General features: G+C 69.9%; 22 protein-coding genes. 1 reads left to right on the top strand and 21 read right to left on the bottom strand.

Going from position 1 to position 15,119, the window contains the following annotated elements; all coding sequences use genetic code 11:
- The first annotated feature begins 426 nt into the window (after positions 1-426).
- Positions 427-2,613: a hypothetical protein gene (locus ACQEVZ_RS30905; protein WP_433372958.1), complete on the top strand. Its 2,187-nt coding sequence runs from the start codon at positions 427-429 to the stop codon at positions 2,611-2,613.
- A 53-nt stretch (positions 2,614-2,666) separates the two neighbouring features.
- Here ACQEVZ_RS30905 and truA read toward each other — a convergent pair whose 3' ends face one another.
- The 21 genes from truA to rplX all read right to left on the bottom strand — a co-directional run bounded on the left by truA (position 2,667) and on the right by rplX (position 15,119).
- Positions 2,667-3,473 carry a tRNA pseudouridine(38-40) synthase TruA gene (truA, locus tag ACQEVZ_RS30900; protein ID WP_433377088.1) on the bottom strand — a complete coding sequence of 269 codons (807 nt, stop codon included), beginning with the start codon at positions 3,471-3,473 and terminating at the stop codon, positions 2,667-2,669.
- A 76-nt stretch (positions 3,474-3,549) separates the two neighbouring features.
- Positions 3,550-4,098 carry a 50S ribosomal protein L17 gene (rplQ, locus tag ACQEVZ_RS30895; RefSeq protein ID WP_344501821.1) on the bottom strand — a complete coding sequence of 183 codons (549 nt, stop codon included), beginning with the start codon at positions 4,096-4,098 and terminating at the stop codon, positions 3,550-3,552.
- A 29-nt stretch (positions 4,099-4,127) separates the two neighbouring features.
- On the bottom strand, positions 4,128-5,153 hold the full coding sequence (locus ACQEVZ_RS30890; RefSeq protein ID WP_033357644.1) for a DNA-directed RNA polymerase subunit alpha: 1,026 nt from the start codon (positions 5,151-5,153) through the stop codon (positions 4,128-4,130).
- A gap of 85 nt (positions 5,154-5,238) precedes the next feature.
- Entirely contained in the window at positions 5,239-5,865 is a 627-nt protein-coding gene (gene rpsD, locus ACQEVZ_RS30885) for a 30S ribosomal protein S4 (RefSeq protein ID WP_033357645.1), read from the bottom strand.
- Positions 5,866-5,867: 2 nt separating this feature from the next.
- Entirely contained in the window at positions 5,868-6,278 is a 411-nt protein-coding gene (rpsK, locus tag ACQEVZ_RS30880) for a 30S ribosomal protein S11 (protein WP_033357646.1), read from the bottom strand.
- Positions 6,279-6,319: 41 nt separating this feature from the next.
- On the bottom strand, positions 6,320-6,700 hold the full coding sequence (gene rpsM / locus ACQEVZ_RS30875) for a 30S ribosomal protein S13 (protein WP_344501822.1): 381 nt from the start codon (positions 6,698-6,700) through the stop codon (positions 6,320-6,322).
- Positions 6,701-6,881: 181 nt separating this feature from the next.
- Positions 6,882-6,998, bottom strand: a complete 117-nt coding sequence (gene rpmJ, locus ACQEVZ_RS30870) for a 50S ribosomal protein L36 (protein WP_014687778.1) — start codon at positions 6,996-6,998, stop codon at positions 6,882-6,884.
- A gap of 75 nt (positions 6,999-7,073) precedes the next feature.
- The gene (gene infA / locus ACQEVZ_RS30865; protein WP_007073013.1) at positions 7,074-7,295 is read right to left on the bottom strand and encodes a translation initiation factor IF-1; all 222 of its coding nucleotides are present in this window, start codon (positions 7,293-7,295) and stop codon (positions 7,074-7,076) included.
- Between the two features lie 187 nt (positions 7,296-7,482).
- Positions 7,483-8,004, bottom strand: a complete 522-nt coding sequence (locus ACQEVZ_RS30860) for a DUF1707 SHOCT-like domain-containing protein (RefSeq protein ID WP_344501823.1) — start codon at positions 8,002-8,004, stop codon at positions 7,483-7,485.
- Between the two features lie 237 nt (positions 8,005-8,241).
- Positions 8,242-9,081 (bottom strand): type I methionyl aminopeptidase, encoded by an 840-nt coding sequence (map, locus tag ACQEVZ_RS30855; RefSeq protein ID WP_344501824.1) that lies wholly within the window; start codon positions 9,079-9,081, stop codon positions 8,242-8,244.
- A 2-nt stretch (positions 9,082-9,083) separates the two neighbouring features.
- On the bottom strand, positions 9,084-9,737 hold the full coding sequence (locus tag ACQEVZ_RS30850) for an adenylate kinase (protein ID WP_344501825.1): 654 nt from the start codon (positions 9,735-9,737) through the stop codon (positions 9,084-9,086).
- A complete protein-coding gene (gene secY, locus ACQEVZ_RS30845; protein ID WP_344501826.1) occupies positions 9,737-11,074 on the bottom strand; it encodes a preprotein translocase subunit SecY in 1,338 nt (445 codons plus the stop codon). Before secY ends, ACQEVZ_RS30850 begins: the two co-directional genes overlap by 1 nt.
- A gap of 259 nt (positions 11,075-11,333) precedes the next feature.
- The gene (rplO, locus tag ACQEVZ_RS30840) at positions 11,334-11,795 is read right to left on the bottom strand and encodes a 50S ribosomal protein L15 (protein ID WP_344501827.1); all 462 of its coding nucleotides are present in this window, start codon (positions 11,793-11,795) and stop codon (positions 11,334-11,336) included.
- A gap of 4 nt (positions 11,796-11,799) precedes the next feature.
- Entirely contained in the window at positions 11,800-11,982 is a 183-nt protein-coding gene (rpmD, locus tag ACQEVZ_RS30835) for a 50S ribosomal protein L30 (protein WP_033357651.1), read from the bottom strand.
- Positions 11,983-11,984: 2 nt separating this feature from the next.
- A complete protein-coding gene (gene rpsE / locus ACQEVZ_RS30830; RefSeq protein WP_344501828.1) occupies positions 11,985-12,608 on the bottom strand; it encodes a 30S ribosomal protein S5 in 624 nt (207 codons plus the stop codon).
- Between the two features lie 14 nt (positions 12,609-12,622).
- Complete coding sequence (gene rplR / locus ACQEVZ_RS30825; RefSeq protein WP_425552181.1) at positions 12,623-13,018, bottom strand: 50S ribosomal protein L18; 396 nt, start codon at positions 13,016-13,018, stop codon at positions 12,623-12,625.
- Positions 13,015-13,557, bottom strand: coding sequence for a 50S ribosomal protein L6 (gene rplF / locus ACQEVZ_RS30820; protein ID WP_344501829.1), 543 nt, complete (start codon positions 13,555-13,557; stop codon positions 13,015-13,017). The genes rplR and rplF overlap by 4 nt, the downstream gene beginning before the upstream one ends.
- A 13-nt stretch (positions 13,558-13,570) precedes the next feature.
- A complete protein-coding gene (rpsH, locus tag ACQEVZ_RS30815; RefSeq protein ID WP_033357654.1) occupies positions 13,571-13,978 on the bottom strand; it encodes a 30S ribosomal protein S8 in 408 nt (135 codons plus the stop codon).
- Positions 13,979-14,042: 64 nt separating this feature from the next.
- Positions 14,043-14,228, bottom strand: coding sequence for a type Z 30S ribosomal protein S14 (locus ACQEVZ_RS30810; protein WP_033342853.1), 186 nt, complete (start codon positions 14,226-14,228; stop codon positions 14,043-14,045).
- A 13-nt stretch (positions 14,229-14,241) separates the two neighbouring features.
- Positions 14,242-14,805: a 50S ribosomal protein L5 gene (rplE, locus tag ACQEVZ_RS30805; protein WP_344501831.1), complete on the bottom strand. Its 564-nt coding sequence runs from the start codon at positions 14,803-14,805 to the stop codon at positions 14,242-14,244.
- Complete coding sequence (rplX, locus tag ACQEVZ_RS30800) at positions 14,805-15,119, bottom strand: 50S ribosomal protein L24 (protein WP_033357656.1); 315 nt, start codon at positions 15,117-15,119, stop codon at positions 14,805-14,807. The genes rplE and rplX overlap by 1 nt, the downstream gene beginning before the upstream one ends.

Here is a 15,119-nt window from a genome sequence, read left to right as displayed (position 1 = left end):
GCACCTCGCGAAGACCCGCCCAGCGGGTCGTTCCGGGCACCTCGCGAAGACCCGCCCAGCGGCTCCTTCCGGGCACCTCGCGAAGACCCGCCCAGCGGGTCGTTCCGGGCACCTCGCGAAGACCCGCCCAGCGGGTCGTTCCGGGCACCTCGCGAAGACCCGCCCAGCGGGTCGTTCCGGGCACCTCGCGAAGACCCGCCCAGCGGGTCGTTCCGGGCACCTCGCGAAGACCCGCCCAGCGGCTCCTTCCGCGCGCCGCGCGACTCCGTCGGCGGCCCGGGCCGCTCCCCCCGCGAAGACTCGCCCAGTGGGTCCTTCCGGGCACCGCGTGACGACTCGCCCAGCGGGTCGTTCCGGGGGCCGCGGGACGAGCCGACGTCGTTCCGGCCGTTGCGGGACGACTCGGCCGGTGGAGCGTTCCGGCCGGTGCGCGACGAGCCCGCCGGGCCGCGGGCCGGGCGCGGCGACTCGCCGAGCGGGGTGTTCCCCAGGCCGGCCACCATGCCACCGCCGGCACGCGCCGCGATCGAGCCGCCACCGCCCGTGGAGACCACCGAGTCGCGCGGCGGCCGCCGCCGGGCGCGCACCGACGACGAGCCCGCCGGCCGGCGCGCCGCGGAAGGTCGCCCTTCGGAGTCGTACGCGCACGGGCCCGCCCTCGAGCCGATCATCAAGCCCCTCGCGGACTACACGCCGCCGGGGACCTCGACCGAGCCGCCGCCGCTCGTGCCGATCTTCCCGACGATGCGCCCCGACAGCAGCCCCACCAGCGGCTCAGGCGGCTCCCGCGGCCCTGTCAGCGGCCCCCCGGGCAGCCCGACCAGCGGCTCGGGTGGTGGCCGCCGGGCCCGTCGCGCCGCGGAGGAGGCCGACTCGCCGACGGGCGCCCGCCGCCGGTTCGACGACCCCGACAGCACCGGCCGCCGCGCCGCCGGCGGGGCCGGTGGGGGCGCGGAGAGCCCGACGGCCGGGCGGCGTGCCCGCGACGCCGGCCCCGAGACGACGTCGGGGCGCCGTGGGTTCGACACCGGTACACCAGCCGCCGCCGCAACGGAGACTGGCCCTGGCCGGCGGTCCCGCGGTGCCGAGGACCCGGCCGCGTTCCGGCGCGACGACACCGGCACGGCCCGGCGGGAGCGCGGTGGCTTCGAGCCAGCGGGCCCCGAGCCCGGCGTCGGCCGGCAACGCTCCGGCCCCGGGTTCGTCGGCGGCCCCTCCACCGGGTCGGGCTACGGCCCCGGCTCCACCGAGCCGGGCACCGGCACCGGCCGCCGCGGCGGCTTCTACACCGGCGCCCCCTCCGGCGCGGACCGCGACGACACCTCCGGCCTCCGCCGCGACGACACGTCCGGGCTCCGGCGGGAGGAGACCTCCGGGTTCCGGCGGGACGACACGTCCGGGCTCCGCCGTGACGACACCGGCGTGCGGGGGCGCGGGTTCGACGACATGCCACTGCGGCGGGACGACAGGCGCGACGACAGGCGGGACGACACCGGCACCGCCCGGCGGCGCGGTTTCGAGCCCACCGGCCCCGGCTTCGACCGGACCGGCAACGGCTACGAACCGGCGAGCGCCGCGTTCGAGGCGAGCGGCACCGCGACCCGCCGCCGCCCCGGCGCCGACGAGGCACCCCACCAGCGCCGCCCGCTCGACGACGGCCTGCCGTTCGACGAGCCGTCGGGCACCGGCCGCCGCGGGCGTCCAGGCGGCGGCTCGGCCCGCGGCACGGGCGAGTACACCACCGGCGGCACCGAGCGGGCGCTACGGGAGCCACCCGGCAACCGGCCCGCGGACCGCCCCGACAGCCGGCGCCCGGGCGGCGCCCGCACCGCCAAGGCCGAGCCGGCCCGCGGCGTCGAGCACCGCCCGCACCGCTGGATCGCCGCGCTCAGTGTCATCGGCGTGATCGTGCTGCTCGGCGCGTGCGGCCTGGGCTCCTGGTTCATCTTCAAGGACGAGAAGAACGGCCCCGAGTCGGCCCGCTCGACCGCCAACGCCGGCCCGAAGAAGCGCGACATCAGCAGCCGGCAGGTCGACCCCAACCCGCTGACCGAGGCCGAGGTCTTCCCGCAGAACAACATCATCGCGGTGCCGGACGAGCCGCCGTACCTGATCCTGAAGACGCAGGCCTCCCCCGACTGCAAGACCGCGGCCACCGACCAGCTGGCGACCCTGCTCGCCGGCGCCGGCTGCTCCGAGGTCGTGCGGGCGACGATGAAGTCGCCCAACGAGGAGTACCTGATCACCGCCGGCATCTTCAACCTCGACACCGAGAAGTCCGCCGCCACCGCGTTCGAGGGCGTCAAACCCATCGTCGACGGCCAGAAGGGCCGCTTCGCCGGGATGAGCGTCGGGGCGGGCACCGGCACCGACGCGATCGTCCGCGCCCCCACCCAGCTCGGCTGGAACTACCGGGGGCACTTCATCGCGTTCGTCGTGATCGCCAGGGTCGACGGCAAGGACTTCGCGCCCGACGACCCGTACCCCAACCAGATCACGTACGACATCGTCGAGACCTACCTGGAGAACGGCATCATCGGCAACCGGGCCATCATCCAGCCGGAAGCCACCCCCGCCGCGTCCCTCCCCGGCTCGGTCCCGCCCCCGTCTTGATCAGGTAGCGGATCCGGTCGTCATGGCGGCCGGATCCGCCACTGGATCACCGGTCAGTCGGCGTCGCGGCGGCGGCGGGTCTGCTCCGAGCGCAGGCGGAGCTCCGAAGGGTCGTCGGGGTACCTGACCTCGACCAGTGCCAGGCCGTGCGCCGGCGCGACCGTCACCTCGTCGGCGCGGACCCTCCGGCTGAGCAGCCCGGCGGGCCACGAGGGGTCGCGGCGGCCGTCGCCCACGAAGAGCTGGGCGCCGACGAGGCTGCGGACCATCTGCTGGCAGAACGCGTCGGCCTGGACGGTCGCCACGAGGATGCCGTCCGGGTCGCGGCGCCAGTCGAGGCGGTTGACGGCCCGGATCGTCGTGGCGTGTTCCTTGCGGCGGCAGAAGGCCGCGAAGTCGTGCTCGCCGACCAGGCCGGCGGCGGCGGCGTTCAGGGCGTCGAGGTCCAGCAGCCGGGGCCAGGCCACCGTGTCGTGCCGGCGCAGCGGCTCGGCGCCCGCCACGGCGTCGGTGACGCGGTACTCGTACCGGCGCGACAGGGCCGAGAAGCGGGCGTCGAACTCCGGTGGGACCTCCGCGGCCGTGTGGACGCGCACGTCGAGCGGGAGCAGGCCGGCGAGCTTGCGCAACAGCGTGGACGACAGGGCCGCCCAGCGCTCGTCAGGGACGTCGACGTGGCAGACCTGGCCGGTGGCGTGGACCCCGGCGTCGGTGCGGCCCGCGACCGTCAGCCCTTCGACCGTGCCGAACAGGCGGGTCAGGACCGTGGTCAGCTCGCCGGCGACGGTGCGGCGGGTCGGCTGGACCGCCCAGCCGGAGAAGTCGGTCCCGTCGTACGCCACGTCGAGGCGGACACGGATCAACGCACACCCTCCAAAAGAACCAGCCCGGCACCCCGTCGCGCGGGGTGCCGGGCCGTCGATTTCAGGCCTGTGGTCAGGCCTTCTTCTCGTCCTCGTCCGCGGCCGGCTCGTCCGTCGACTCCGCCGTGGCGGCCTCGTCGGAGGCGGTCGCCGACGCGGCCGCGGGGGCCTCGTCGGTGTCCTCGCCGGCCAGGACCGCGATCGAGTCGGCCTTGGCGGCCTTCCGGGCGGCGGCCTTGCGCGGCGCCGGCGCGGCGGCGACCTCGAGCTCCTCGACCAGCTCGATGATCGCCATGGGAGCGGCGTCACCCTTGCGCGGGCCGGTCTTCACGATCCGGGTGTAGCCACCCGGCCGGGTGGCGAACCGCGGCGCGATCTGGTCGAACAGCTGGAACACCACGTCCTTGTCGCGCACCACGGCGAGCGCTTGACGGCGCGCGTGCAGATCGCCGCGCTTGGCCTTGGTGATGAGCTGCTCGGCGAGCGGGCGAAGCCGCTTGGCCTTCGTCTCGGTGGTCTGGATGCGACCGTGCTTGAACAGCGACGTGGCGAGATTCGCCAGCATCAGCTTTTCATGCGCGGGGCTGCCGCCGAGGCGGGGACCCTTGGTGGGCGTGGGCATTGGGGCTCCTCAAATCGAACAGCAGCCGGTTAGAGCTGCTCGGTCTCGCGGTAGTCGTCGGTGTCGTCGTAGGAAACATCGGCGAACGAGTCCACGACGTGTGCCGGGTCGAACGTCGGGGCGGAGTCCTTGAGACCCAGACCCATCCCGGCGAGCTTCATCTTGACCTCGTCGATCGACTTCTGACCGAAATTCCTTATATCGAGGAGGTCTGCTTCCGTGCGGCTGATCAGCTCCCCGACGGAGTTGATGCCCTCGCGCTTGAGGCAGTTGTACGAGCGGACGGTGAGGTCGAGCTCCTCGATCGGCAGTGCCAGGTCGGCAGCGAGCTGCGCGTCCTGCGGCGACGGGCCGATGTCGATGCCTTCTGCGGTCTCATCCAGCTCACGGGCCAGGCCGAAGAGCTCGACGAGGGTGGAGCCGGCGGAGGCCAGCGCGGTGCGGGGGGTCAGCGACGCCTTGGTCTCGACGTCGATGATGAGCCGGTCGAAGTCGGTGCGCTGCTCGACGCGGGTGGCTTCGACGCGGTACGTGACCTTCAGCACCGGGGAGTAGATGGAGTCGATCGGGATACGACCGATCTCCTGGCCCTGCTGCTTGTTCTGGTTCGCGGTCACGTAGCCGCGACCCCGCTCCACGGTCAGCTCCATGTCGAGCCGGCCCTTGCCGTTGAGCGTGGCCAGCTTCAGGTCGGGGTTGTGCACGGAGACGCCGGCCGGGGGCTGGATGTCGCCCGCCGTGACGTCACCGGGGCCCTGCTTGCGCAGGTACATCGAGACCGGCTCGTCGTGCTCGGAGCTGACGCACAGCTCCTTGACGTTCATGACGAGCTCGACGACGTCCTCTTTGACACCGGGGATCGTGGTGAACTCGTGGAGCACACCGTCGATCTTGATGCTGGTCACCGCGGCACCCGGGATGGAGCTGAGCAGGGTGCGACGCAGCGAGTTGCCGAGGGTGTAGCCGAAGCCGGGCTCAAGCGGCTCGATGGTGAACTTTGACCGGGTCTCGCTGATCGACTCTTCGGCGAGGCTCGGACGCTGGGAGATGAGCACTTGCGGTTCCTCCAGTTCGTTGCGCGCCCGCTATTTGACGCGCTCCGAGAGGGCGGAGCGTGATCGCCCCGCCCCCACAACACAACTACTTGCTGTAGAGCTCGACGATCAGCTGCTCCTGGACCTGGGTGTCGATGACCTGCCGCGCGGGCAGGCTGTGCACCAGGACCTTGAGCTCGCTGGGGATGAACTCGAGCCACGCCGGGACGGTCTTGCTGCCCGCGAGGCCCTGCGCGATCTGGAACGGGGTGAGCTCCCGCGACTTCTGCCGCACCTGCACGATGTCGTGCTCGCGCAGCCGGTACGACGGGATGTCGACCTTCTTGCCGTTGACCTGGATGTGGCCGTGGCTCACCAGCTGGCGGGCCGCGTCACGCGAGGTGGCGAGGCCGGCGCGGTAGACCACGTTGTCGAGGCGCGACTCGAGGATCTTGAGCAGCTCCTCACCGGTCTTGCCGGGCTTGGCCACAGCCTCGTCGAAGTAGCCGGCGAACTGCCGCTCGAGGACGCCGTAGATGCGGCGGGCCTTCTGCTTCTCGCGCAGCTGGAGCAGGTACTCGGTCTCCTTCGGGCGACCGCGGCCGTGCTGGCCGGGCGGGAAGGGGCGCGACTCGAACGGGCACTTCGGCCCATCGCACTTGCTGCCCTTGAGGAACAGCTTCATCTTCTCGCGACGGCAGCGGCGGCAGTCAGCCCCGGTGTAACGAGCCATCGTCAGACCCTCCTGCGCTTCGGCGGACGGCAACCGTTGTGCGGCTGCGGCGTGACGTCACTGATCTGCCCGACCTCGAGGCCCACGGCCTGAAGGGAGCGGATCGCGGTCTCCCGGCCGGAGCCGGGGCCCTTGACGAACACGTCGACCTTGCGCATGCCGTGCTCCATCGCGCGGCGAGCGGCGGCCTCGGCGGCCAGCTGCGCGGCGAACGGGGTCGACTTGCGCGAGCCCTTGAAGCCCACCTGGCCGGCGGAGGCCCAGGAGATGACAGCACCGGTCGGGTCGGTGATCGACACGATGGTGTTGTTGAAGGTGCTCTTGATGTGCGCCTGCCCGTGGGCGACGTTCTTGCGTTCCTTGCGCCGGACCTTCTTGACAGCGGTCGCGCCGGCGCGAGCCTTCGGCGGCATTCTCTATGCGCTCCTAGATTGTTTTCTCTACCGACCAGCTACTACTTCTTGCCCGGCTTCTTCTTGCCGGCGACCGTGCGCTTCGGACCCTTGCGGGTGCGGGCGTTGGTCCGGGTGCGCTGACCGCGCACGGGCAGGCCCTTGCGGTGCCGGATGCCCTGGTAGCAGCCGATCTCGACCTTGCGGCGGATGTCCGCGGCGACCTCGCGGCGCAGGTCGCCCTCGACCTTGAAGTTCTGCTCGATGTAGTCGCGCAGCTGCACGATCTCTTCATCGGTGAGGTCACGAGCCCGCTTGTTGCCGTCGATACCGGTGGCGGCGAGCAGCTCGATGGATCGGGTGCGCCCGATGCCATAGATGTAGGTGAGTGCGATCTCGGTGCGCTTCTCGCGCGGGAGATCGACACCAACGAGACGTGCCATAGGTGGGCGTGCTCCTTGCGTGTGCGGAGGTCTGAGCCCGCTCCACTCCCGTCTGCCCACAGACGGGCCCCGGCCTCCGACCGGGGGTGCAGCCCACGCGCTCCGCACGCGTCGCGCGCGGTGGCCCGGGGCTGGAACGGGCTAAAACATGGTGGTGCCGTGGATCTGGCGACGCCGGGACTCAGCCCTGGCGCTGCTTGTGGCGCGGGTCAGTGCTGCAGATGACCATGACCCGGCCATGCCGCCGGATGATCCGGCAGTTGTTGCAGATCCGCTTGACGCTCGGCTTGACCTTCACGGTTTGCCTAACTCTCGCTGCGCACCCCTACATGGGAGCGACAGTCCCGACCGTTTCCTGGGAACCGACACCGATTTACTTGTAGCGGTAGACGATGCGCCCGCGAGTCAGGTCATAAGGCGACAGCTCGACGACCACTCGGTCCTCGGGCAGGATGCGGATGTAGTGCTGCCGCATCTTCCCGCTGATGTGCGCCAAGACCTTGTGGCCATTGGCGAGCTCCACCCGGAACATCGCGTTCGGGAGTGGCTCGATCACTCGGCCCTCGATCTCGATGGCCCCGTCTTTCTTCGGCATGTCCTCCGCTACCTGACGATCGGGTTGGGTGTCGACGCTCGCATCCTTTTCACGGGCCCTGTTGGAGGACCCGCGCCAGCCGCGGCTCAGGCCTGCCACTAGAAGCGCGTGGGGGCATGCCTGAGTGGACGCTTTGCGCCAATGGACGAGTCTACGCGCGGTGAGCGCGATGCACCAAATCGGGGTCTCAACCCCCGCGCCGCTGCCGCCTGCGCTCCCGCTTCAGCTCCCGCGCGGCGTCCGGCCCGCCCGCGAGATAGGTGCTCACCGACGTCGCGAGCAGCACCGCACCGAGCGGCCCGGCGACCCACATCGGCCAGAAGTACACCGCGTCGCCCTTGGAGATGCTGACCAGCGCCCAGATCACGACGTTGACGGTGACCGCGATCAGCCAGCCGCTCCAGATCCCGAGCAGCCAGTGCGGCTGCCGCCCGAACTGCGCCCTGGCCTCGGGCTCGGCAGGCGCGGGCGCCGACGCATACCCGCTCGCGGGCGCCACCGCGCCGCTGTCCACGGGGCGGAAGCCGGGCAGGTCGCTGAGGATCACGTCGAGGTCGCCATAGGTCCGCGCGGCGTAGGTGTCCTTCAGCCGCTCGTCGTACTCGCCGAGTGACAGCCGGCCCTCGTCGACCGCGGCCTTGAGCCGCTCCGCCACGAACTGCCGGTCGACGTCGGCCGCGCGCAGGTGCTCCCGCCGGTCCACCGCCATTTGCCACCCTCCCCGAGTCGCGTTCCCCGCAAGAAGCATCCCATCCGCGCACGCCGTTCTTCCACCCTGGCCCGCCACGGTACGACTGCCGCTCACCCTCCCCGTCCGCCCCGTTCCGTGATCCGGAAGACTTTGTGCAGTCATAGCTACACAAGGTCTACCGGATCATGAAAGAGCCCGGCGGGGAGCAACGGCTGTGCGTCGCACTGACGCCAGCGGTGGGCCAGGCGCGATGAGCTAGGCGTTGACCTGCTGGCGGGCGGTGACGAGCTCGCCGAGGCGGGACCTGCCGCCGTCGGGGGCGGTGAGGACCCAGACGCCGTCGTCGCAGATGGCCATCGTGTGCTCGACGTGGGCGGCGACGGAGCCGTCGACCGTCACCACGGTCCAGCCGTCGTCGAGCTCGGCGACCTTCGGCTTGCCCTTCGTGATCATCGGCTCGATGGCGAGGGCCATGCCGGGGCGCAGCGCGGGGCCCTTGCCCGGGCGGCCGGAGTTCTCCACGAACGGGTCCTGGTGCATGGCGCTGCCGATGCCGTGGCCGCCGTAGCCGTCGACGATGCCGTAGCGGCCGGCCTTGCGGACGGCGGACTGGATCGCGAAGGAGATGTCCGTGAGGCGACCCTTGCCGGAGCGGACGCCGCGGGCGGCGGCGGCGATACCGGCCCACATCGCGTCCTCGGCGACGGTGACCAGGCGGCGCAGGTCGTTGCTGATCTCGCCGACGCCGACCGTGATAGCCGCGTCGCCGTGCCAGCCGTCCAGCTCGGCGCCGCAGTCGATCGAGATCAGGTCGCCGGCGCGCAGCACCTGGCGGGCGCTGGGGATGGCGTGGACGACCTGGTCGTTGACCGAGGAGCAGATCGAGGCCGGGTAGCCGTGGTAGCCCTTGAAGGACGGGATGGCGCCGGCGGCCCGGATCGTCTCCTCCGCGATCGCGTCCAGGTCGGCGGTGCTGACGCCGGGCGCCACCGCGGCCCGCATGCGGGCCAGGGCGTCGGCGACGACCAGGCCCGCGCGCCGCATGTGGCCGATCTGCTCGGGGGTCTTGAGCTCGATCTCGACCTGGTGCGCCACGGTCAGCCGCCGTAGGAGCGCAGGGCGTCGATCGCGCGGACCGTGATGTCCTCGACCGGTCCGGTGGCGTCGATGCCCACCAGCTTGCCCTGAGCGCCGTAGTAGTCGACGAGGGGCGAGGTGTCCCGGGCGTAGACCTTCAGCCGCTCGGCGATCGTCTCAGCCTTATCGTCGTCGCGCTGGAAGAGCTCGCCGCCGCAGCGGTCGCACACGCCCTCGTGGGTCGGCGCGTCGAACTCGACGTGCCAGATCTTCCCGCAGCCGCGGCAGGTCCGGCGGCCGGAGAGCCGCCGGATGACCTCTTCGTTCTCCACGACGAGCTCGAGCACGATGTCGAGCCCGGTGCCGAGGTCGGCGAGGAGCTTGTCGAGGGCGTTGGCCTGCGGGACGGTGCGCGGGAAGCCGTCGAGGAGGAAGCCGTCGGCCGCATCGCCCTCCGACAGGCGGTCGGACACCATGTTGATGGTGACCTCGTCGGGGACGAGCTGGCCGGCGTCCATGTAGCGCTTCGCCTCGACGCCGAGCGGGGTGCCCTGCCCGACGTTGGCCCGGAAGATGTCTCCCGTGGAGATTTTGGGCACGGCGAGGTGCGCGGCGATGAACTCGGCCTGGGTCCCCTTGCCCGCCCCGGGGGGACCTACCAGCACCAGCCTCACTACCGGAGGAACCCTTCGTAGTTGCGCTGCATGAGCTGGCTCTCGATCTGCTTCACCGTTTCGAGGCCCACACCAACAATAATGAGCACCGCGGTGCCGCCGAACGGGAAGTTCTGCAGAGCCTGTCCGCCACCGACGACCCCGATGAGCAGGTTGGGCAGGATCGAGATGATGCCCAGGTAGAGCGCGCCGGGGAGGGTGATGCGGCTGAGGATGAAGTCAAGATACTCGGCGGTCGGCTTGCCCGGCCGGATACCGGGGACGAACCCGCCGTACTTGCGCATGTTGTCCGCGACCTCAGTGGGGTTGAACGTGATCGACACGTAGAAGTACGTGAAGAAGATGATCAACATGAAGTAGAGGATGATGTGCGCCGGCTTGTCCTGGGCGACGATGTTGCGCTGGATCCACAGGACGGTCTTGTTGGTCGTGTCCGACCCGGCGAACCTGGTGATCAGGTCGGGCAGGTAGAGCAGCGACGAGGCGAAGATGACCGGGATGACACCCGCCTGGTTGACCTTCAGCGGGATGTAGGTCGACGTCCCGCCGTACATGCGGCGGCCGATCATGCGCTTCGCGTATTGCACCGGGATGCGACGCTGGGCCTGCTCCAGGAAGACCACGAAGGCGATGACGACGACCGCGAGGCCCACGATGACGAAGAACGTGGTCTTGTCGTCCTGGAAGATCGAGAGGCCCTCGTTGGGGAGCCGGGCGGCGATCGAGGTGAAGATCAGGACGGACATGCCGTTGCCGACGCCGCGGTCCGTGACCAGCTCGCCGAACCACATGACCATGCCGGTGCCGGCGGTCATCGTGATGACCAGCACGGTGAGCGTCAGCCACAGCGGGATCTTGCCGGTGTCCGGGATGACCGGGAACTGCGTCTGGTCGCACGCGCCGTTGAAGAGCTGGCCGGACCGCGCCAGGGCGACGATCGCCGAGGCCTGCAGCACGCCGAGCCCGAGGGTGAGGTAGCGCGTGTACTGGGTGATCTTCGCCTGGCCGGACTGGCCTTCCTTGCGCAGCTGCTCCAGGCGCGGGATCACGACCGTCAGCAGCTGCAGGATGATGCTCGCGGTGATGTACGGCATGATGCCGAGCGCGAAGACTGAAAGTTGCAGCAGCGCGCCACCGGAGAACAGGTTGAGCAGCGTCGCGACGTTGCTGCTGTCACCGCTCTCGACGATGTCGAGGCACTTCTGCACATTGCCGAACGACACACCGGGGCTGGGGAGCGTGGCACCCACCCGGTAGAGCGCGATCATCAGCAATGTGAACAGGATTTTGTTGCGCAGGTCAGGCGTGCGAAACGCGCTGGCAAAGGCGGAGAGCAACGTTCTTCCTCCTGCGCAAGGCGGCCGGTCGGCCGACGAGGTGGGGTCCTGGTGGTGCGTTTGGTGCGGGTGGTGCGACTGAACGGCTGAGCAGAGCGTGTTACTGCGCAACGGACTCTAACAGGATGCCCGCAGCACATCACGCCCCGGCGATCCCTCAGCTTTTCAGGTGGTCCTTCAGGTGGTGCTCCGACTGTCCTTGAGGCACCGCGTGGCGCCCACCAAAGATGCTCCGGTGGACGCCACGGTAGCGCGTTCTCTACTCCGCTGCGGAGCCGCCGAGCAGCGTGGCGGAGCCGCCCGCTGCTTCCAGCTTCTCCTTGGCCGTCGCACTGAACTTGTGCGCACTGACCTGCAGCTTCACGCCGCCGAGCTCCCCGTCGCCGAGGACCTTGACCAGCTCGCCCTTACGGACGGCGCCGGCGTCGACGAGCTCGTCGACCCCGATGGTGCCGCCCTTCGGGAACAGCTCCGCGAGGCGGGCCAGGTTCACGACCTGGAACTCGATGCGGTTGCGGTTCTTGAAGCCCTTGAGCTTCGGCAGGCGCATGTGGAGGGGCATCTGCCCACCCTCGAACGCCGCCGAGATGTTCTTGCGGGCCTTGGAGCCCTTGGTGCCACGACCGGCGGTCTTGCCCTTGGAGCCCTCACCGCGACCGACACGGGTCTTCGCGGTCTTGGCGCCCGGGGCGGGCCGCAGGTGGTGCAGTTTGATCGTCATCGGATTACTCCACCTCTTCCACGGTGACCAGGTGCGTCACGGTGTGGATCATGCCGCGGATCTCCGGACGGTCTTCCTTGACGACGACGTCGCGGATCCGCTTCAGACCGAGCGAACGCAGCGTGTCCCGCTGGTTCTGCTTGGTGCCGATCTCGGACCGGATCTGGGTGACCTTCAGGCGCGCCATGGTCATGCACCGACCCCGGCCCGCTGGGCCAGCATGGCCGCCGGAGCGACGTCCTCGACCGGCAGACCGCGACGGGCGGCCACGGCCTCCGGCGCCTCGAGCTTCTTCAGCGCCGCCACCGTCGCGTGGACGATGTTGATCGCGTTCGAGGAGCCGAGGCTCTTAGAGAGCACGTCGTGGATGCCCGCGCACTCCAGGACGGCACGCACCGGGCCACCGGCGATGACGCCGGTACCGGCGGAGGCCGGCTTGAGCAGCACGACGCCGGCGGCGTCCTCGCCGATCACCGGGTGCGGGATCGAGGCCGCGATCCGCGGCACCTTGAAGAAGTGCTTCTTGGCCTCCTCGACGCCCTTGGCGATGGCCGCGGGCACCTCCTTGGCCTTTCCGTATCCGACGCCGACGGTGCCGTCGCCGTCACCGACGATGACGAGGGCGGTGAAGCTGAAGCGACGACCACCCTTCACGACCTTGGCGACACGGTTGATCGCGACGACCCGCTCGAGGTGCGGGGTCTTCTCGGCGGGCGCGTTGCCGCGGCCGCCTCCTTCGCGACGATTCTCGCGACGGCCGCCACCTTCGGTGTTCCCACCGGACCCGCCGCCCCTGCGCTGAGGACCAGGCATGAACGTTCCCTTTCCTAGAATTCGAGTCCGGCTTCGCGGGCGGCGTCAGCCAGGGCCGCGATGCGGCCGGCGTAACGGTTTCCGCCACGGTCGAAGACGACCTTGCCGACACCCGCGGCCTTCGCCCGCTCGGCGAGGAGGGTGCCGACCTTGGTGGCCAGCGCCTTCTTGTCGCCGTCGGTGCCGCGGATGCTCGCGTCGAGCGTCGACGCCGAGGCCAGCGTGTGGCCCTTGAGGTCGTCGACGATCTGCGCCGTGATGTTCCGCAGCGTGCGGGTGACGACCAGGCGCGGACGCTCGGCGGTGCCACTGACGTGCTTGCGGATGCGGAAGTGCCGGCGTGCGCGCCCGACTCGGCGCGCCGCGGCGGTGCCGCCTGCGTTGCGGCGCTTGAGCAGCGTGGCGCTCACTTCTTGCCTGCCTTTCCAGCCTTACGGCGGATGACCTCGCCCTGGTACTTCACGCCCTTGCCCTTGTACGGCTCCGGCGGGCGGATCTTGCGGATGTTGGCGGCGACCTCGCCCACCTGCTGCTTGTCGATGCCGGCGATGTGGAACAGCGTCGGCCGCTCGACGGTGAACGTGATGCCCGCGGGGGGCGTCACGAGCACGGGGTGGGAGAACCCGAGCGCGAACTCCAGGTCGGCGCCCTTCGCGGTGACGCGGTAACCGGTGCCGGCGATCTCGAGGCTCTTGCGGTAGCCCTCGGTCACGCCGATGACCATGTTCGCGATGAGCGTGCGGGTCAGGCCGTGCAGCTCCTTGGCCTTGCGCTCGTCATTGGGGCGCACGACGCTGAAGGAGCCGTCCTCGGCCTTCTCCAGCGTGATGGGCTCGGCGATCGTGTGGTTCAGCTCGCCCTTGGGTCCCTTGACGGTGACGACCTGACCGTCGACCCGCAGGTCAACGCCGGCGGGCACCGCGATGGGCTTACGTCCGATTCGAGACATTGAAGGCTCTCCCTTACCAGACGTAGGCGAGGACTTCCCCGCCCACCCCTCGCTTGCGGGCCTGCCGGTCGGTGAGCAGCCCTTGGGACGTCGAGATGATGGCCACACCGAGGCCACCGAGCACGCGCGGCATCTCCACCGACTTCGCGTACACCCGGAGACCGGGCTTCGAGACGCGGCGGATGCCGGCGAGGCTGCGCTCACGGCTCTGGCCGTACTTGAGTTCAACGATCAGCGTCTTGCCGACCTTGCCCTCTTCCGGCTCCTGAACCTGCCACGAGGACACGTAGCCCTCGGACTTGAGCACCTCGGCGATGTTCGCCTTGATCTTCGAGTAGGGCATCGACACCCGGTCGTGGTACGCCTGGTTGGCGTTGCGCAGACGCGTCAGCATGTCTGCGATCGGGTCGGTCATGGTCATTGCTTTGTCAGCCTTTCTCGCCGCGGTTCCTCGCCGCTGTGGGCGGGCCTACGGCGAAGGAGGTTTACCAGGAGGCCTTGGAGACGCCGGGCAGCTCGCCGCGGTGCGCCATCTCACGGATGCACACGCGGCACAGCCCGAACTTCCGGTACACGGCCTTGGGCCGGCCGCAGCGCTGGCAGCGGGTGTAAGCGCGGACCGCGAACTTGGGCTTCGCGGCGGCCTTGAGGATGAGGGCCTTCTTCGCCATTGGTCAGTTCTCCCTAGTTCTCACGGAAGGGGAAGCCGAGCAGCTTGAGCAGCGCGCGACCTTCCTCGTCCGTGCGAGCGGTGGTGACCACGGTGATGTCCATCCCTCGCGGCCGGTCGATGCGGTCCTGGTCGATCTCGTGGAACACCGACTGCTCGGTGAGACCGAAGGTGTAGTTGCCGTTGCCGTCGAGCTTGCGCCCGTCGAGACCGCGGAAGTCGCGGATACGCGGCAATGCGATCGACAGCAGCCGGTCGAGGAACTCCCACATCCGGTCGTTGCGGAGGGTGACCTTCGCGCCGATCGGCATGCCCTCACGCAGCTTGAACTGCGCGATGGACTTGGTGGCGCGACGGATCTGCGGCTTCTGGCCGGTGATCGTGGCCAGGTCGCGGACCGCGCCGTCGATCAGCTTCGAGTCGCGGGCCGCCTCGCCGACACCCATGTTGACGACGACCTTGACGACGCCCGGGATCTGCATCACGTTGGCGTACTTGAACTGCTCCTGCAGCTTCCCGGCGATCTCGTCGCGGTAGCGCTGCTTGAGGCGCGGGTTCACCTTGTCGACCGTCGTCATCACAGATCCTTACCGGAGCGACGCGACGTGCGGGTCTTGACGCCGTCCTCGTCGATGCGGGCACCGACGCGGGTCGGCTTGTTGTCCGAGTCGATCACCATCACGTTGGACACGTGGATGGCGGCTTCCTGGGTCACGATGCCACCGGTCTTCGAACCACGCTGGGTGGTGCGGATCCGGGTGTGCTTCTTGACGCGGTTCACGCCCTCGACGATGACCTTGTCCTCGCGCGGGAGGGCGGTGAGGACCTTGCCCCGGGTGCCCTTGTCCTTGCCCGCGATGACCAGGACGGTGTCGCCCTTTTTGACCTTCAT

Origin of the sequence: Dactylosporangium sp. CA-152071, from assembly GCF_050936335.1 — a bacterium.
In the GTDB taxonomy this organism is placed as follows: Bacteria; Actinomycetota; Actinomycetes; order Mycobacteriales; family Micromonosporaceae; genus Dactylosporangium; species Dactylosporangium maewongense.
Note: the sequence above shows the minus strand (reverse complement) of the source record. Positions and strands in the feature narration are given on the sequence as shown.